A 15,765-nucleotide genomic window follows, 5' to 3' on the forward strand; every position below is an offset into this window, starting at 1 on the left:
TTTTCTAAGCATGACGGAGGAGCGGGGTTAAAGCGAATATGTCACGAAAATTTGAAGATTACGCCAGCTTCACCAGGGTACGGCCCTGGATCTGGTTATTGATGATCTTCGCGGCATACTCTGGCGCCTGTTCAAGGCTAATCTGGGTGGCGCTTTGATCATAGAAGGCGGCCGGCAGATCGCGAACCAGTCGCTCCCAGGCCTGGGCACGGCGCTCTGGCGGGGTCATCACGGAATCGACACCCTGCAGACGGACGTTGCGCAGAATAAACGGCATCACCGTGGTCGGCAGGGCAAAACCGCCCGCCAGGCCGCACGCCGCCACGCAGCCGCCGTAATTCATCTGCGCCAGCACTTTCGCCAGTACTTTGTCGCCCACGGTATCAATGGCTCCGGCCCAGATCTGTTTCTCCAGCGGGCGGGTCTCAGCGAACTCGTCGCGGCCCAGAATGCGGCTCGCGCCCAGGGAACGCAGATAGTCATGGGTGCTTTCACGGCCGGACACCGCCGCCACCTGATAGCCCAGCTTATGCAGCAGGGCAACCGCCGTACTGCCGACGCCGCCGCTGGCGCCCGTTACTACCACTTCACCCGATTCAGGACGCACACCGGCCTCTTCCAGCGCCATCACGCAGAGCATGGCGGTAAAACCGGCGGTACCGATAATCATCGCTTTCCGGCCATCCAGCCCTTGTGGCATTGGCACCAGCCAGTCGCCATTGACACGCGCCTGCGCCGCCAGCCCGCCCCAGTGGTTCTCGCCCACGCCCCAGCCGGTCAGCAGCACCTGCTGGCCGGCATGAAAACGTGGGTCTTCGCTTGAGTGCACACGTCCCGCAAAGTCAATACCTGGAACCATTGGGAAATTACGAATGATTTTTCCAGTGCCCGTAATGGCGAGGGCGTCTTTATAGTTAAGGCTGGACCAGTCGATATCTACAGTCACGGCCCCTTCAGGCAGGCGGCTCTCCTCGATTGATTGTACTGACGCAAGAGTTTTGCCTTCCTGCTGTTCTAAGATCAAAGCCTGCATACGATTCCTTACTCAGCATGATGATTGGAAAAAATTTTTTGAAGACTATACTCGCTCATTGACATGCAATGCCGATTTAACGCAATAAATTGCCAGATACACCGGATTTGGTAGTATGCCGATGCCGTATTGCAAGTTAGTACTTACTTGCTATCCTCACCAACTCACGGAGTAATCTCAAGGATGCGATTATCGACGAAGTTCTCCGCTTTTATCTCCTTGCTTACCGGATTGACCATTTTTGTCACCTTTATCGGCTGCTCTCTCAGTTTTTATAATGCGATTCAGGGGAAGCTGGCGAACCGCGTCCACTCTGTGGCGGCAGTGATTGATTCCCGCCTTGTCAGCACTCCCTTTCCAGAACTTTCCCGTCAGCTGGATGAGCTGATGGCTCCGGTGGATATCATGCGGGTGGAGATTAAGCAGGGCGGCAACCTCCTTTTAAGCCACACCGGGCATACGCATTACCGGCAGGCGGGTTCACCTCCACAGCTGCTCGAACTCACCGTCCACTCCCTGAAAAACCCCGGTATAACGATAAGCCTGGTCTATCTGGACCCCATGACCAGTTATTTTCGTTCATTGATGACCACCGCCCCGCTGACGGTAGCGGTGATTTTCATCGTGGTGCTGATCTTCCTGGCCGTGCGCTGGCTGCGGCGTCAGCTCGCGGGACAAGAGTTACTGGAGTCGCGTTCCACGCGGATCCTCAACGGTGAACGCGGTGCGCAGGTGCGCGGCTCGGTCTATGAGTGGCCCTCACGTACCAGCAGCGCGCTGGACGTTTTGCTGTCCGAAATTCAGTTCGCCAGTGACCAGCGCAGCCGGATAGACACTCTGATCCGATCCTATGCCGCCCAGGACAATAAAACCGGCCTCAATAATCGTCTGTTCTTTGATAATCAGCTGGGCACTTTGCTGGAAGATCAGGAGAACGTGGGCACACATGGGGTGGTGATGATTATCCGTCTGCCGGACTTCGATCTGCTGAAAGATAACTGGGGCCGGGCAGTGGCGGAGGAGCAGCAGTTTACGCTCATTAATATGCTCTCCACTTTTATCATGCGTTACCCCGGCGCGCTGCTGGCACGCTATCACCGCAGTGATTACGCCGTATTGCTGCCGCACCGCACCCTGAAAGAGTCTGAAAGCATTGCCGGGCTGCTGTTGAAATCGGTGGATGCGCTGCCCCCCAGCAAAATGCTCGATCGTGATGATATGGTGCATATCGGCATTTGCGCCTGGCGCGGCGGGCAGTCTACCGAGCAGGTGATGGAACATGCCGAGGCTGCCACCCGTAATGCGGTGTTGCAAGGGGCGAACGGCTGGGCGGTTTATGATGACTCTCTGCCCGAAAAAGGGCGCGGCAACGTGCGCTGGCGAACCTTAATCGAGCAGATGCTTACCCGCGGCGGGCCGCGGATTTATCAAAAACCGGCAGTGCTGACCAGTGGCAAGGTCCATCATCGGGAGCTGCTCTGCCGGCTCTTCGACGGCAATGAAGAGGTGGTATCGGCGGAGTTCCTGCCGATGGTCCTGCAGTTTGGCCTCTCTGAAGAGTACGACCGTCAGCAGATATCGCGATTGATGCCATTCTTATCCTACTGGCCTGAAGAGAACCTGGCGCTGCAGGTGACGGTGGAGTCGCTGATCCGCCCGCGTTTCCAGCGCTGGCTGCGCGATCTGCTGATGCAATGTGAAAAATCGCAGCGTAAACGGATTATTTTTGAACTTGCAGAGGCGGATGTTTGTCAACACATCAGTCGGTTACAGCCGGTTGTTCGGCTGATTAACGCGTTGGGTCCGCGCGTCGCGGTGACGCAGGCGGGTTTAACGCTGGTCAGCACCAGCTGGATCAAGGCGCTGGAGGTAGAGCTACTGAAGCTGCATCCGGGGCTGGTAAGGAATATCGAAAAGCGCACAGAAAACCAGCTGCTGGTACAGAGCCTGGTGGAAGCGTGCAAAGGAACGCAAACGCGTGTATTTGCTACAGGTGTACGCTCGCGAACGGAATGGCAGACATTGACAGAGCGCGGCGTGACAGGGGGCCAGGGGGATTTTTTCGCGGCCTCTCAGCCTCTTGACAGCAATGTGAAAAAATATTCGCAAAGATACTCTGTTTAACCTGCCGTTTGGTGAGTTTTCACGTAGAATATCGCGCCTGTAGCGTGATGTATGACGAGCAAAAAGACAGTGAACGACCTTTAACGGGTTACAAATGTACGTGAGGAATACTGCTGTTTTCTCAGCCCTGAGGGAGTCAGGCGACGATTTGTAACAAAGGAAACGTGCTGCACTAATTTTCACCGTAGCAGGCGATTTTTGCGCCTTGTCGCTGCTGCGTGTGGTTGGTAAAGTAAGCGGATTTTGTTTTCCGCCCCAGCTTTCAGGATTATCCCTTAGTATGTTGAAAAAATTTCGTGGCATGTTTTCCAATGACCTGTCCATTGACCTGGGTACCGCGAATACCCTCATTTATGTAAAAGGACAAGGCATCGTACTGAATGAGCCTTCAGTTGTGGCCATTCGTCAGGATCGTGCTGGTTCACCGAAAAGCGTAGCGGCTGTAGGCCATGACGCTAAGCAGATGCTTGGCCGTACGCCGGGTAATATCGCTGCCATTCGTCCGATGAAAGACGGCGTTATCGCTGACTTCTTCGTGACCGAGAAAATGCTTCAGCACTTTATCAAGCAAGTGCATAGCAACAGCTTTATGCGTCCGAGTCCACGTGTTCTGGTGTGTGTGCCGGTTGGCGCGACCCAGGTTGAACGTCGTGCTATTCGTGAATCCGCTCAGGGCGCTGGTGCGCGTGAAGTCTTCCTGATTGAAGAACCCATGGCTGCGGCAATCGGCGCGGGTCTGCCGGTTTCCGAAGCAACCGGTTCCATGGTGGTGGATATCGGTGGCGGTACCACTGAAGTGGCCGTTATCTCCCTGAATGGTGTGGTTTACTCCTCCTCCGTACGTATCGGTGGCGACCGCTTTGACGAAGCCATCATCAACTACGTTCGCCGTAACTACGGCTCTCTGATCGGTGAAGCCACCGCAGAGCGTATCAAGCACGAAATCGGTTCTGCTTATCCGGGTGATGAAGTTCGCGAGATCGAAGTTCGCGGCCGTAACCTGGCAGAAGGGGTTCCGCGTGGCTTTACCCTGAATTCCAATGAAATCCTCGAAGCGCTGCAGGAGCCGTTAACCGGTATCGTCAGCGCTGTCATGGTTGCCCTCGAGCAGTGCCCGCCGGAACTGGCTTCCGATATCTCCGAGCGCGGTATGGTTCTGACCGGTGGTGGTGCGCTGCTGCGTAACCTCGACCGCCTGTTGATGGAAGAGACAGGAATTCCTGTCGTAGTTGCAGAAGATCCACTGACTTGCGTAGCCCGTGGCGGCGGCAAGGCGCTGGAGATGATCGACATGCACGGCGGCGACTTGTTCAGCGAAGAGTAGTCAGGTGTGAAAGGGTAGCGGATGGCTACCCTTTCTCTCTGACGCGAGAGTACGCATAGCCTATGAAGCCAATTTTTAGCCGTGGCCCGTCGCTACAGTTTCGCCTCATCCTTGGGGTGTTGGTAGCGCTTGGTGTCATTATTGCCGATAGCCGCCTCGGTACGTTCAGCCAGATCAGAACGTACATGGATACCGCCGTCAGTCCTTTCTATTTTGTATCAAATGGTCCCCGTGAATTACTCGACAGCGTCTCGCAAACCCTGTCCTCACGCGATCAACTCGAACTTGAAAACCGCGCGTTACGACAGGAACTGCTGCTGAAAAACAGCGAACTGCTGATGCTGGGCCAGTACAAGCAGGAGAATGCCCGTCTGCGCGAGCTGCTGGGCTCTCCGTTGCGTCAGGATGAGCAGAAGATGGTGACTCAGGTGATCTCCACCGTTAACGATCCGTATAGCGATCAGGTGGTCATCGATAAAGGCAGCGTTAATGGCGTCTACGAAGGCCAGCCTGTTATCAGCGATAAAGGCGTCGTCGGCCAGGTGGTGGCTGTTGCCAAGCTTACCAGCCGCGTATTGCTGATTTGCGATGCGACCCATGCGCTGCCGATCCAGGTTCTGCGTAACGACATCCGCGTGATTGCCGCCGGTAACGGCTGTACGGACGATCTGCAACTGGAACATCTGCCGGCGAATACCGATATTCGTGTGGGTGACGTGCTGGTGACCTCCGGTCTCGGCGGGCGTTTCCCGGAAGGGTACCCGGTTGGGGTGGTCTCCTCCGTGAAGCTGGATACTCAGCGCGCGTATACCGTGATTCAGGCACGTCCTACCGCGGGCTTGCAGCGTCTGCGCTATCTGCTGCTGTTGTGGGGCGCCGATCGTAACGGTAGCAACCCCATGACGCCGGAAGAGGTGCACCGCGTGGCAAACGAGCGTCTGATGCAGATGATGCCGCAGGTTCTGCCTGCGCCAAACTCCATGGGGCCGCCGGCACCAGTCCCTGCGCCAGCGACAGGGCTGACCCAGCCACCGCCTGATGCGCCGCCGCCACCGCAACTCTCTCCGGGAGGGCAATAGTGGCAAGCTACCGTAGCCAGGGACGCTGGGTTATCTGGCTCTCGTTTTTGATCGCGCTGTTGCTGCAAGTCATGCCCTGGCCGGACGACATTCTCGTTTTCCGGCCAAACTGGGTGCTGCTGATTTTGCTCTACTGGATCCTCGCTCTGCCGCACCGCGTAAATGTGGGCACAGGTTTTGTGATGGGTGCCATACTGGATCTGATCAGTGGCTCGACGCTTGGCGTACGCGCACTTTCCATGAGTATCATCGCATACCTGGTCGCACTGAAATATCAGCTCTTTCGTAATCTGGCGCTCTGGCAACAGGCGCTGGTGGTGATGTTGTTATCCATGGCCGCGGATATCATTGTTTTCTGGGCAGAGTTTTTAGTGATCAACGTCTCTTTCCGTCCGGAAGTGTTCTGGAGTAGTGTAGTAAACGGTGTGCTCTGGCCATGGTTATTCCTGTTGATGCGTAAGGTCCGCCAGCAATTTGCCGTGCAATAAAAGGTTTCTATGACGTCTTTATATCTCGCTTCCGGCTCCCCGCGCCGTCAGGAGTTGCTCACGCAGTTGGGTCTCTCTTTTGAACGTATCGTTACCGGCATTGAGGAAAAACGGGCTGAGGGCGAAAGCGCTCAGCAGTATGTCTCTCGCCTGGCGCGGGAGAAAGCGCAGGCTGGCGTGGCGCAGGTGCCGCGCGATTTACCGGTGCTGGGCGCAGATACCATCGTGATCCTTAACGGTGAAGTCCTCGAGAAACCTCACGACGGCGAGCATGCCTTCAGGATGCTGCGCAAATTGTCCGGACAAACGCATCAGGTGATGACCGCCGTCGCGCTGGCTGATCGTCAGCACGTGCTCGACTGTCTGGTTGTCACCGATGTCACGTTCAGAGTACTCACAGATGAGGATATCGCCGGTTATATCACCAGCGGTGAACCTATGGATAAAGCAGGTGCATACGGTATTCAAGGGTTGGGTGGCTGTTTTGTCAGGAAGATCAATGGCAGCTATCACGCCGTAGTCGGCTTACCGCTGGTGGAAACGTATGAGTTGCTGAGCAATTTTAACTCACTGCGTGAGGGAATGGATAATTATGACGGCTGAATTGTTGGTAAACGTAACGCCATCGGAAACCCGTGTGGCCTATATTGATGGCGGCATTCTTCAGGAAATCCATATTGAGCGCGAAGCGCGACGCGGAATAGTAGGCAATATCTACAAAGGTCGTGTCAGTCGTGTACTACCGGGTATGCAGGCGGCATTTGTAGATATTGGACTCGATAAAGCGGCATTTTTACACGCCTCAGATATCATGCCGCACACCGAATGCGTGGCGGGAGAAGAGCAGAAGCAGTTTACCGTCCGTGATATCTCCGAGCTGGTGCGTCAGGGCCAGGATCTGATGGTGCAGGTGGTGAAAGATCCGCTGGGCACCAAAGGGGCGCGCCTGACCACCGACATCACCTTACCCTCCCGTTATCTGGTCTTTATGCCTGGCGCGTCACACGTTGGCGTCTCTCAGCGTATCGAAAGCGAAAGCGAGCGCGAGCGGCTGAAAAAGGTCGTCAGTGCTTACTGCGATGAGCAGGGCGGCTTTATCATTCGCACCGCCGCAGAAGGAATTAGCGAAGAGGATCTGGCCTCGGATGCGGCCTACCTGAAACGCGTCTGGACCAAAGTGATGGAGCGTAAAAAACGCAACCAGACCCGCTGTCAGCTGTACGGCGAACTGGCGCTGGCCCAGCGCGTCCTGCGCGACTTCGCCGATGCTCAGCTCGATCGCATCCGCGTCGACTCCCGTCTGACCTATGATGCGCTGCTCGAATTCACCGCTGAATACATTCCTGAAATGCCGGGCCTGCTGGAGCACTACACCGGCAAGCAGCCCATCTTCGATCTCTACGACGTTGAGAACGAAATTCAGCGCGCGCTGGAGCGTAAGGTCGAGCTGAAGTCCGGCGGCTATCTGATTATCGACCAGACCGAAGCGATGACCACCGTGGATATCAACACCGGGGCGTTTGTCGGGCATCGCAATCTGGACGACACCATTTTCAACACCAACATTGAAGCGACGCAGGCCATTGCGCGTCAGCTTCGTCTGCGCAATCTGGGTGGCATCATCATCATCGACTTTATCGATATGAGTAACGAAGACCACCGCCGTCGTGTGCTGCATTCGCTGGAGCAGGCGCTGAGTAAAGATCGCGTGAAAACCAGCATTAACGGCTTCTCCCAGCTTGGGCTGGTAGAAATGACCCGCAAGCGCACCCGTGAAAGCGTGGAACATGTGCTGTGTAACGAGTGCCCAACCTGCCATGGTCGCGGCACGGTGAAGACGGTAGAGACGGTTTGCTATGAGATCATGCGTGAGATCGTGCGCGTGCATCACGCCTACGACTCCGACCGTTTCCTGGTCTATGCTTCTCCTTCGGTGGCGGAAGCCCTGAAAGGAGAAGAGTCACACGCTCTGGCGGAAGTGGAAATCTTTGTCGGCAAACAGGTAAAAGTACAAATCGAGCCGCTCTATAATCCGGAGCAGTTTGACGTGGTGATGATGTAAAACGCAGCGTGCTGCGAGAAAACGGCTGACAAGGAGAGACGCGTGAGGCGATTGCCGGGGATTTTACTGCTTACAGGGGCAACGCTGATAGTGATTGTCGCGCTGCTGGTAAGCGGGCTGCGTCTCGTATTGCCGCATCTGGACAACTGGCGCCCGCAGCTGCTGGCTAAGATCGAATCCGCGACCGGCATGCCCGTCGCGGCCAGCCAGCTCAACGCGAGCTGGCAAAATTTTGGCCCGACCCTGGAAGTGCGCGACATCAACGCGCAGCTAAAAGATGGCGGCCACGTTAAGATTAAGCGTGTGACCCTGGCGCTGGATGTCTGGCAAAGTCTGCTGCATCTGCGCTGGCAGTTTCGCGATCTCACCTTCTATCAGCTGCAATTTCTGACTAACACCCCGCTGCGCAGCGACGATCAGGGCGAAGGCTTCGAAGCCAACCGCATCAGCGATCTCTTTCTGCGCCAGTTCGATCATTTCGATCTGCGCGACAGCGAGATTAGCTTTATCACCCTTTCCGGGCAGCGTGCCGAGCTGGCGATCCCCCAGTTAACCTGGCTCAACGGCAAAGAGCGCCATCGCGCTGAAGGCCAGGTCAGCCTCTCCAGCCTGAACGGACAGCACGGCGTGATGCAGGTGCGTATGGATCTGCGTGACGACAATGGCCTGCTGAATAACGGCAAAGTGTGGATGCAGGCCGACGACGTGGACGTCAAACCCTGGCTGGGAGAGTTGCTGCAGCAGGACATGCAGCTCGAAACCGCACGCTTTAGCATTGAAGGCTGGATGACTCTCACCAACGGCCAGTTCGCCAGCGGCGATCTCTGGCTGAAGCAGGGCGGCGCTACCTGGCCGGGGGAAACGCGTCAGCATCAGCTCTCTGTGGATAATCTCACCGCCCATGTGACCCGTGCTAATGAGGGGTGGCAGTTCGCCATTCCGGATACCCGCATCACCCTGGATGACAAAGCCTGGCCACGTGGGGCGCTGTCGCTGGCCTGGATCCCGGCGCAGGATGTGGGCGGCGTTAACAGTAAACGCAGCGATGAACTGCGCATTCGCGCCAGCAATCTGGAGCTGTCTGGCCTTGAGGGGCTGCGGACCATTACGGCGAAGCTCTCTCCGGCGCTGGGCGAAGTCTGGCAGGCCACCCAGCCGGTGGGGGCGATCAACGCCCTGGCACTGGATATTCCGTTACAGGCAACGGAAAAAACCCGCTTCAACATTGCCTGGACCGATCTCGCCTGGAAGCAGTGGGAGATGTTGCCGGGCGCCGAGCATTTTAGCGGCACGCTGGAAGGCAGCATGGAAGATGGCCGTCTGGTAGCCCATATGCGTGATGCGAAAATGCCATATGAAACGGTCTTCCGCGCGCCGCTGGAAATTGAAAAAGGGACCGCCACCCTCCACTGGCTGAAGAACGAGAAGGGTTTCCAGCTCGACGGGCGCGACATCGACGTGAAAGCCAAAGCGGTACATGCCCGGGGTGATTTCCGCTATCTACAACCGGCGGGCGATGAACCCTGGCTGGGGATCCTGGCGGGCATCAGCACCGATGACGGCTCACAGGCCTGGCGCTATTTTCCTGAAAACCTGATGGGTAAAGCGCTGGTGGACTATTTGAGCGGGGCCATTCAGGGCGGGCAGGCGGACAGCGCCACCCTGGCGTATGGCGGCAACCCGCATCTGTTCCCCTACAAGCACAACGAAGGGCAGTTCCAGGTGCTGGTGCCGTTACGCAACGCCACCTATGCCTTCCAGCCTGGCTGGCCAGCGCTGAAAAACCTCGATATTGAACTCAATTTCATCAATGACGGCTTGTGGATGAAAACCGACGGCGTGGCGCTGGGCGGTGTGAAGGCCAGCAACCTGACGGCGGTGATCCCCGATTATTCAAAAGAAAAACTGCTGATCGACGCCGATATCAACGGGCCTGGAAAAGCCGTTGGGACCTATTTTGACGAGACGCCGTTAGACGATTCGCTGGGCGCCACGCTCCAGCAGCTCCAGCTGGATGGCGATGTGAATGCTCGCTTACATCTGGATATCCCGCTGGACGGCACCATGACCACCGCCAAAGGCGACGTCAGGCTGAAAAATAACAGCCTGTTCATCAAGCCGCTGAACAGCACGTTGAAAAACCTGACCGGCCAGTTCAGCTTCGTGAATGGCGATCTGAAAAGCGGGCCGCTGACCGCAAACTGGTTCAGCCAGCCGGTGAAGATGGATTTCTCCACCACCGAGGGCGAGAAAGCCTACCAGGTGGCGGTCAATATGGATGCCAGCTGGCAGCCTTCGCGAATGGATGTGCTGCCCAAAGTGGTCAGCCAGTCCCTTGAAGGCCGTTTACCGTGGAACGGCAAAGTCGCGATCGATCTGCCTTATCGTGGCACCCCGCATTACAAAGTGGATATCAGCGGCGACCTGAAAAGCGTCAGCAGCGATCTGCCTTCGCCCCTGAACAAGCGCGCAGGCGAGCCGCTGCCGGTGAAGCTGAATGTCGACGGGGATCTCAACAGCTTTACCCTGACCGGCAACGCCAGCGGGACAAATCACTTTAACAGCCGCTGGCTGCTGAACCGCAAGCTGACGCTGGATCGCGCCATCTGGACCACCGACAGCCGCACCCTGCCGCCGCTGCCGGAGCAGGCGGGTATAGAGCTCAACCTGCCGCCGATGGATGGGGCAGAATGGCTGGCGCTTTTCCAGCGCGGGGTGGGGCAAAATGTGGATGAAGCGGCGCAGTTCCCGCAACACATCACGGTACGCACGCCAGCGCTGACGCTGGGCGGGCAGCAGTGGAATAACCTGAGCATTGTCTCGCAGCCCACCCTCAACGGTTCGAAAATCGATGCCCAGGGTCGGGAGATCAACGCCAGCCTGCTGATGCGTGACACCGCGCCGTGGCAGGCGCAGATCCGCTATCTTTATTACAATCCGGCCTCCGTCACCGCCGGGACAAGCAATAACGTCTCGCCGTTATCCAGTACCTCACGAATCGATTTTAGCGGCTGGCCTGACCTACAGCTGCGCTGCGCCGAGTGCTGGCTCTGGGGACAGAAGTATGGCCGGATTAATGGCGATTTCACCATCAAGGGCGATACCCTGACCCTGGCGGGCGGGTTGATTGATACCGGCTTCGGGCGCCTGACCGCCAACGGCGAATGGGTGAACGGCGTCCGCGAGAAGCGCACCTCCCTGAAGGGGCAAATTAAGGGCAACAAGCTGGATGCCGCCGCTAACTATTTTGGCATCACGACCCCGATTCGCGGTTCGTCGTTTGATGTCGATTACGATCTGCACTGGCGCGACATGCCCTGGAAGCCTGACGAAGCCTCGCTGAACGGCATTCTGAAAACGCGGCTGGGGAGAGGTGAAATCGCCGATCTCAGTACCGGCCATGCAGGGCAACTGTTGCGCTTACTCAGTTTCGATGCCCTGCTGCGCAAGCTGCGCTTTGACTTCAACGATACTTTTAATGAAGGCTTCTACTTCGACTCGATCCGCAGCACCGCGTGGATCAAAGATGGCGTATTGCACACCGACGACACGCTGGTGGATGGGCTGGAAGCCGATATCGCTATGAAAGGCTCCGTCAATCTGGTGCGTCGTGAGCTGGATATGGAAGCGGTGGTGGCGCCGGAAATTTCCGCCACCGTCGGCGTGGCGGCGGCCTTTGCCGTTAACCCGATTGTCGGCGCGGCCGTGTTTGCCGCCAGCAAAGTGCTGGGGCCGCTGTGGAGCAAAGTCTCTATTCTGCGTTATCACATTACCGGCCCGGTGGATAAACCGCAGATTAATGAAGTGCTGCGTCAGCCACGCAAAGATGCACAGCAATGATTTGACGCGGGCAATTAATTGCCTCACTCTCAATAGATAAGATCTTAGATACGTCCTGTGGACGGCAACGAACGAGTAGCAAAACGATGAGTCTGAACCTGGTAAGTGAACATCTGCTGGCAGCGAACGGCCTGAGCCATCAGGACCTGTTTTCCATTCTTGGTCAACTGACCGAACGCCGTCTCGACTACGGCGATCTCTACTTTCAGTCGAGCTATCACGAATCCTGGGTTTTAGAAGACAGCATCATCAAAGATGGCTCGTATAACATCGACCAGGGCGTCGGCGTACGTGCCATTAGCGGTGAGAAAACCGGTTTTGCCTATGCGGACCAGGTTAGCCTGACCGCGCTGGAACAGAGCGCGCAGGCAGCCCGCACCATCGTGCGTGAAAGCGGCGATGGCCGGGTGAAAACCCTGGGCGAAGTGCAGCACTCTGCGCTCTATACCAGCGTCGATCCGCTGCAAAGCATGAGCCGTGAAGAGAAGCTGGATATCCTGCGCCGGGTGGACAAAGTCGCCCGGGCGGAAGACAAGCGCGTGCAGGAAGTCTCGGCCAGCCTGAGCGGCGTGTATGAGCTGATTCTGGTGGCGGCAACCGACGGCACCCTGGCCGCCGACGTGCGCCCGCTGGTGCGTCTCTCCGTCAGCGTGCTGGTGGAAGAGGATGGCAAACGCGAGCGCGGCTCCAGCGGCGGCGGCGGTCGTTTCGGTTACGAATGGTTCCTCAATCCGGTTGATGGCGAAGTGCGTGCTGATGCCTGGGCGAAAGAGGCGGTGCGCATGGCGCTGGTTAACCTCTCTGCCGTGGCGGCGCCTGCGGGTACGCTGCCGGTGGTGCTGGGTGCGGGCTGGCCTGGCGTACTGCTGCACGAAGCGGTAGGCCACGGTCTGGAAGGTGACTTCAACCGCCGCGGCACCTCTGTGTTCAGCGGTCAGGTAGGGGAGCTGGTGGCCTCGGAACTCTGTACCGTAGTGGATGATGGCACCATGACCGATCGTCGTGGCTCGATCTCCATCGACGATGAAGGCACGCCGGGCCAGTATAACGTGCTGATCGAAAACGGCATCCTGAAAGGCTATATGCAGGACAAGCTGAATGCGCGCCTGATGGGCGTTGCGCCAACCGGCAATGGCCGTCGCGAATCCTACGCGCACCTGCCGATGCCGCGTATGACCAACACCTATATGCTGGCGGGTAAATCCACGCCGCAGGAAATTATCGAATCCGTTGATTACGGGATCTACGCCCCGAACTTCGGCGGTGGCCAGGTGGATATCACCTCCGGTAAATTTGTCTTCTCAACCTCAGAAGCCTATCTGATTGAGAAGGGCAAAGTGACCAAAGCGGTGAAAGGCGCCACCCTGATTGGCTCCGGCATCGAAGCGATGCAGCAGATCTCAATGGTAGGTAACGATCTGAAGCTGGATAACGGCGTCGGTGTCTGCGGTAAAGAGGGGCAGAGCCTGCCGGTAGGTGTCGGCCAGCCAACCCTGAAAGTGGATAACCTGACCGTCGGCGGTACCGCGTAATCTTGTCATCCTGACCCTCTCCCCGCGGGAGAGGGTTACTCCTTCCTTCCCCGCATCTCCTGAAACAGCGTCGCCACCTGCACAAAATAGTCCGTCAGATAGTTAATGCACACCTGCACCTTCAGCGGCAGCTTGTCCTTTTGGGTATAGACCGCGTACACCGGGCGCGGATCCGACTGATAGCGCGGGAAGAGGATCTCCAGCTCGCCGCTGTTGATCTCGTTGATCACCCACATCAGCGGCACATAGGCGATCCCGGCTCCGGCCACCAGCCAGCGGGAGATGGTCATCGGATCGTTAGTCACAAAACGCCCCTGCGGCAGCAGCTTTGTTGACAGACCCTCTGGCGCAGTCAGCTCAAATTCATTGTCCGGACGCACGCTGTACTCCAGCCAGGCGTGATTGCTGAGGTCCGCCGGTTTTTCCGGAATACCCGCTCTGGCGAGGTACTTTTTCGCCGCGCACACCACCATCGGCATGCTCCCCAGACGACGCGAAAAGAGGCTCGAATCCTGCAAAGCCCCGACGCGGATCACCACATCCAGGCCATCGGCGATCAGATCCGGGGCGGGAATACCGGTGACCAGATTAACCGTCAGCCCCGGATACTCCTGCAACATCTCGGCGGTCATTTCAGCCAGGACATTTTGTGCCATAGTTGAAGAGCAGCCGATGCGCAGCGTGCCGATGGGTGTGTTATTGAAAGCGTAGAGTTGCTCATGCACCGACTGGGCTTCATACAACATTCGCCGACAGCCCTGGTAATAGATTTTCCCGGCCTCCGTCAGGCCGAGACTGCGGGTGCTGCGGTTGAGAAGCTTCACCTGGAGGTCATCTTCCAGTTTGGCAACGGTCTGGCTGATAGAAGAGACGCTCATCTGTAGTTGCCTGGCCGCGGCAGTAAAAGAGCCCAGCTCAACGACTTTGGCAAAAACTGACATCCGTTTTAGACGTTCCATTATTCACTCTGGCTTAAAAGTGATTTAGATCACATATGATAGATAACAGCATAACAGTTACGCTAATATATTATTAATACATTATAGCTACGCCACTCTCGCCCGGCTTTTCTGGCCACTTCTGCGGTGGTGTACGCTGAATAATTCTTTCGCCTGCTCGCTCTAATCAAGGTCAACATGAGTCTGTTTCCCGTTATCGTGGTGTTCGGATTGTCGTTCCCACCGATATTCTTCGAACTGCTTTTATCACTGGCGATTTTTTGGCTGGTGCGAAAGGTGCTGGCTCCAACCGGGATCTATGATTTCGTCTGGCACCCTGCATTGTTCAATTCCGCGCTCTATTGCTGCCTGTTCTATCTGGTATCGCGCCTGTTTGTTTGAGGTAGATGTGAAAACACTAACAAGAAAAGTCTCCCGTACCGCCATTACGCTGGCACTGGTCATCCTCGCGTTCATCGCTATTTTCCGCGCGTGGGTTTACTACACCGAATCGCCGTGGACGCGTGATGCGCGCTTTAGCGCCGACATCGTCGCCATCGCCCCGGATGTGGCGGGGCTTATTACCGCCGTCAATGTGCATGATAACCAGCTGGTTAAAAAGGACCAGGTGCTGTTCACCGTTGACCAGCCTCGTTACCAGAAAGCCCTGGAACAAGCGGAAGCGGATGTCTCCTATTACCAGGCGCTGGCCGCGGAAAAACGCCGCGAGGCAGGGCGGCGTAATAAGCTGGGGGTGCAGGCGATGTCCCGTGAGGAGATTGACCAGTCCAACAACGTGCTGCAAACCGTACTGCATCAGCTGGCGAAGTCCGAGGCCACCCGCGATCTGGCGAAGCTCGATCTCGAGCGTACCGTCATCCGTGCCCCGTCCGACGGCTGGGTGACCAACCTCAACGTCTATACCGGTGAATTTATTACCCGCGGCTCCACCGCCGTGGCACTGGTGAAACAGCACTCCTTCTATGTGCTCGCCTATATGGAAGAGACCAAGCTGGAGAACGTCCGTCCGGGTTACCGGGCGGAGATCACCCCGCTTGGCAGCAACCAGGTGCTGAAAGGTACCGTCGACAGCATAGCGGCAGGGGTGACCAACTCCAGCGCCACCCGCGACAGCAAAGGGATGGCGACCGTCGATTCCAATCTGGAGTGGGTGCGTCTGGCGCAGCGCGTGCCGGTGCGTATTCGTCTGGATGAGCAGCAAGGCGGCCTGTGGCCTGCGGGTACGACGGCGACGGTGGTGATCACCGGTGAGAAAGACCGGGATGCCAGCCACGACTCGCTGTTCCGCAAAATTGCCCACCGTCTGCGCGAGTTTGGTTAATCG

Annotated in this window: 12 protein-coding genes; 10 read left to right on the forward strand and 2 right to left on the reverse strand. The window is 57.1% G+C overall.

Features of this window, described 5'->3' with window-relative positions:
• Positions 1–58 precede the first annotated feature (58 nt).
• A complete protein-coding gene (locus DVA43_RS20430; RefSeq protein WP_114316564.1) occupies positions 59–1,033 on the reverse strand; it encodes an MDR family oxidoreductase in 975 nt (324 codons plus the stop codon).
• Positions 1,034–1,216: 183 nt separating this feature from the next.
• Between DVA43_RS20430 and csrD the strand changes: the two genes are divergently transcribed.
• From csrD to tldD, 8 genes are all read left to right on the forward strand, one after another.
• Entirely contained in the window at positions 1,217–3,157 is a 1,941-nt protein-coding gene (gene csrD / locus DVA43_RS20435) for an RNase E specificity factor CsrD (RefSeq protein WP_114316565.1), read from the forward strand.
• Positions 3,158–3,437: 280 nt separating this feature from the next.
• Positions 3,438–4,481 (forward strand): rod shape-determining protein MreB, encoded by a 1,044-nt coding sequence (gene mreB / locus DVA43_RS20445; RefSeq protein WP_000913396.1) that lies wholly within the window; start codon positions 3,438–3,440, stop codon positions 4,479–4,481.
• 62 nt (positions 4,482–4,543) lie between these two features.
• Positions 4,544–5,560, forward strand: a complete 1,017-nt coding sequence (gene mreC / locus DVA43_RS20450) for a rod shape-determining protein MreC (protein WP_103177231.1) — start codon at positions 4,544–4,546, stop codon at positions 5,558–5,560.
• Positions 5,560–6,048, forward strand: coding sequence for a rod shape-determining protein MreD (gene mreD / locus DVA43_RS20455; protein ID WP_103177230.1), 489 nt, complete (start codon positions 5,560–5,562; stop codon positions 6,046–6,048). Before mreC ends, mreD begins: the two co-directional genes overlap by 1 nt.
• 9 nt (positions 6,049–6,057) lie before the next feature.
• Positions 6,058–6,651 carry a nucleoside triphosphate pyrophosphatase gene (locus DVA43_RS20460; protein WP_114316566.1) on the forward strand — a complete coding sequence of 198 codons (594 nt, stop codon included), beginning with the start codon at positions 6,058–6,060 and terminating at the stop codon, positions 6,649–6,651.
• Positions 6,641–8,110, forward strand: coding sequence for a ribonuclease G (rng, locus tag DVA43_RS20465; RefSeq protein ID WP_103177228.1), 1,470 nt, complete (start codon positions 6,641–6,643; stop codon positions 8,108–8,110). Before DVA43_RS20460 ends, rng begins: the two co-directional genes overlap by 11 nt.
• Before the next feature lie 42 nt (positions 8,111–8,152).
• Positions 8,153–11,950 (forward strand): AsmA2 domain-containing protein YhdP, encoded by a 3,798-nt coding sequence (gene yhdP, locus DVA43_RS20470; RefSeq protein ID WP_114316567.1) that lies wholly within the window; start codon positions 8,153–8,155, stop codon positions 11,948–11,950.
• A gap of 86 nt (positions 11,951–12,036) precedes the next feature.
• Positions 12,037–13,482, forward strand: coding sequence for a metalloprotease TldD (gene tldD / locus DVA43_RS20475; RefSeq protein ID WP_103824959.1), 1,446 nt, complete (start codon positions 12,037–12,039; stop codon positions 13,480–13,482).
• A 35-nt stretch (positions 13,483–13,517) separates the two neighbouring features.
• On the opposite strand, the gene aaeR is transcribed toward tldD, so the two are convergent.
• On the reverse strand, positions 13,518–14,441 hold the full coding sequence (aaeR, locus tag DVA43_RS20480) for an HTH-type transcriptional activator AaeR (RefSeq protein WP_114316568.1): 924 nt from the start codon (positions 14,439–14,441) through the stop codon (positions 13,518–13,520).
• Between the two features lie 177 nt (positions 14,442–14,618).
• Here aaeR and aaeX point away from each other — a divergent pair, with 177 nt between their 5' ends.
• Positions 14,619–14,822, forward strand: a complete 204-nt coding sequence (gene aaeX, locus DVA43_RS20485; protein ID WP_032614553.1) for a p-hydroxybenzoic acid efflux pump operon protein AaeX — start codon at positions 14,619–14,621, stop codon at positions 14,820–14,822.
• Between the two features lie 7 nt (positions 14,823–14,829).
• Positions 14,830–15,762 (forward strand): p-hydroxybenzoic acid efflux pump subunit AaeA, encoded by a 933-nt coding sequence (gene aaeA, locus DVA43_RS20490; protein ID WP_114317178.1) that lies wholly within the window; start codon positions 14,830–14,832, stop codon positions 15,760–15,762.
• Positions 15,763–15,765 lie beyond the last annotated feature (3 nt).

The organism is Leclercia sp. W6 (assembly GCF_003336345.1).
Lineage (GTDB): Bacteria > Pseudomonadota > Gammaproteobacteria > Enterobacterales > Enterobacteriaceae > Enterobacter.

Bases quoted from the DNA above. Each gene is read 5' to 3' on its own strand.
- DVA43_RS20430 (WP_114316564.1), bottom strand. From the start codon at position 1,033: ATGCAGGCTTTGATCTTAGAACAGCAGGAAGGCAAAACTCTTGCGTCA.
- csrD (WP_114316565.1), top strand. From the start codon at position 1,217: ATGCGATTATCGACGAAGTTCTCCGCTTTTATCTCCTTGCTTACCGGA.
- mreB (WP_000913396.1), top strand. From the start codon at position 3,438: ATGTTGAAAAAATTTCGTGGCATGTTTTCCAATGACCTGTCCATTGAC.
- mreC (WP_103177231.1), top strand. From the start codon at position 4,544: ATGAAGCCAATTTTTAGCCGTGGCCCGTCGCTACAGTTTCGCCTCATC.
- DVA43_RS20460 (WP_114316566.1), top strand. From the start codon at position 6,058: ATGACGTCTTTATATCTCGCTTCCGGCTCCCCGCGCCGTCAGGAGTTG.
- rng (WP_103177228.1), top strand. From the start codon at position 6,641: ATGACGGCTGAATTGTTGGTAAACGTAACGCCATCGGAAACCCGTGTG.
- tldD (WP_103824959.1), top strand. From the start codon at position 12,037: ATGAGTCTGAACCTGGTAAGTGAACATCTGCTGGCAGCGAACGGCCTG.
- aaeR (WP_114316568.1), bottom strand. From the start codon at position 14,441: ATGGAACGTCTAAAACGGATGTCAGTTTTTGCCAAAGTCGTTGAGCTG.
- aaeX (WP_032614553.1), top strand. From the start codon at position 14,619: ATGAGTCTGTTTCCCGTTATCGTGGTGTTCGGATTGTCGTTCCCACCG.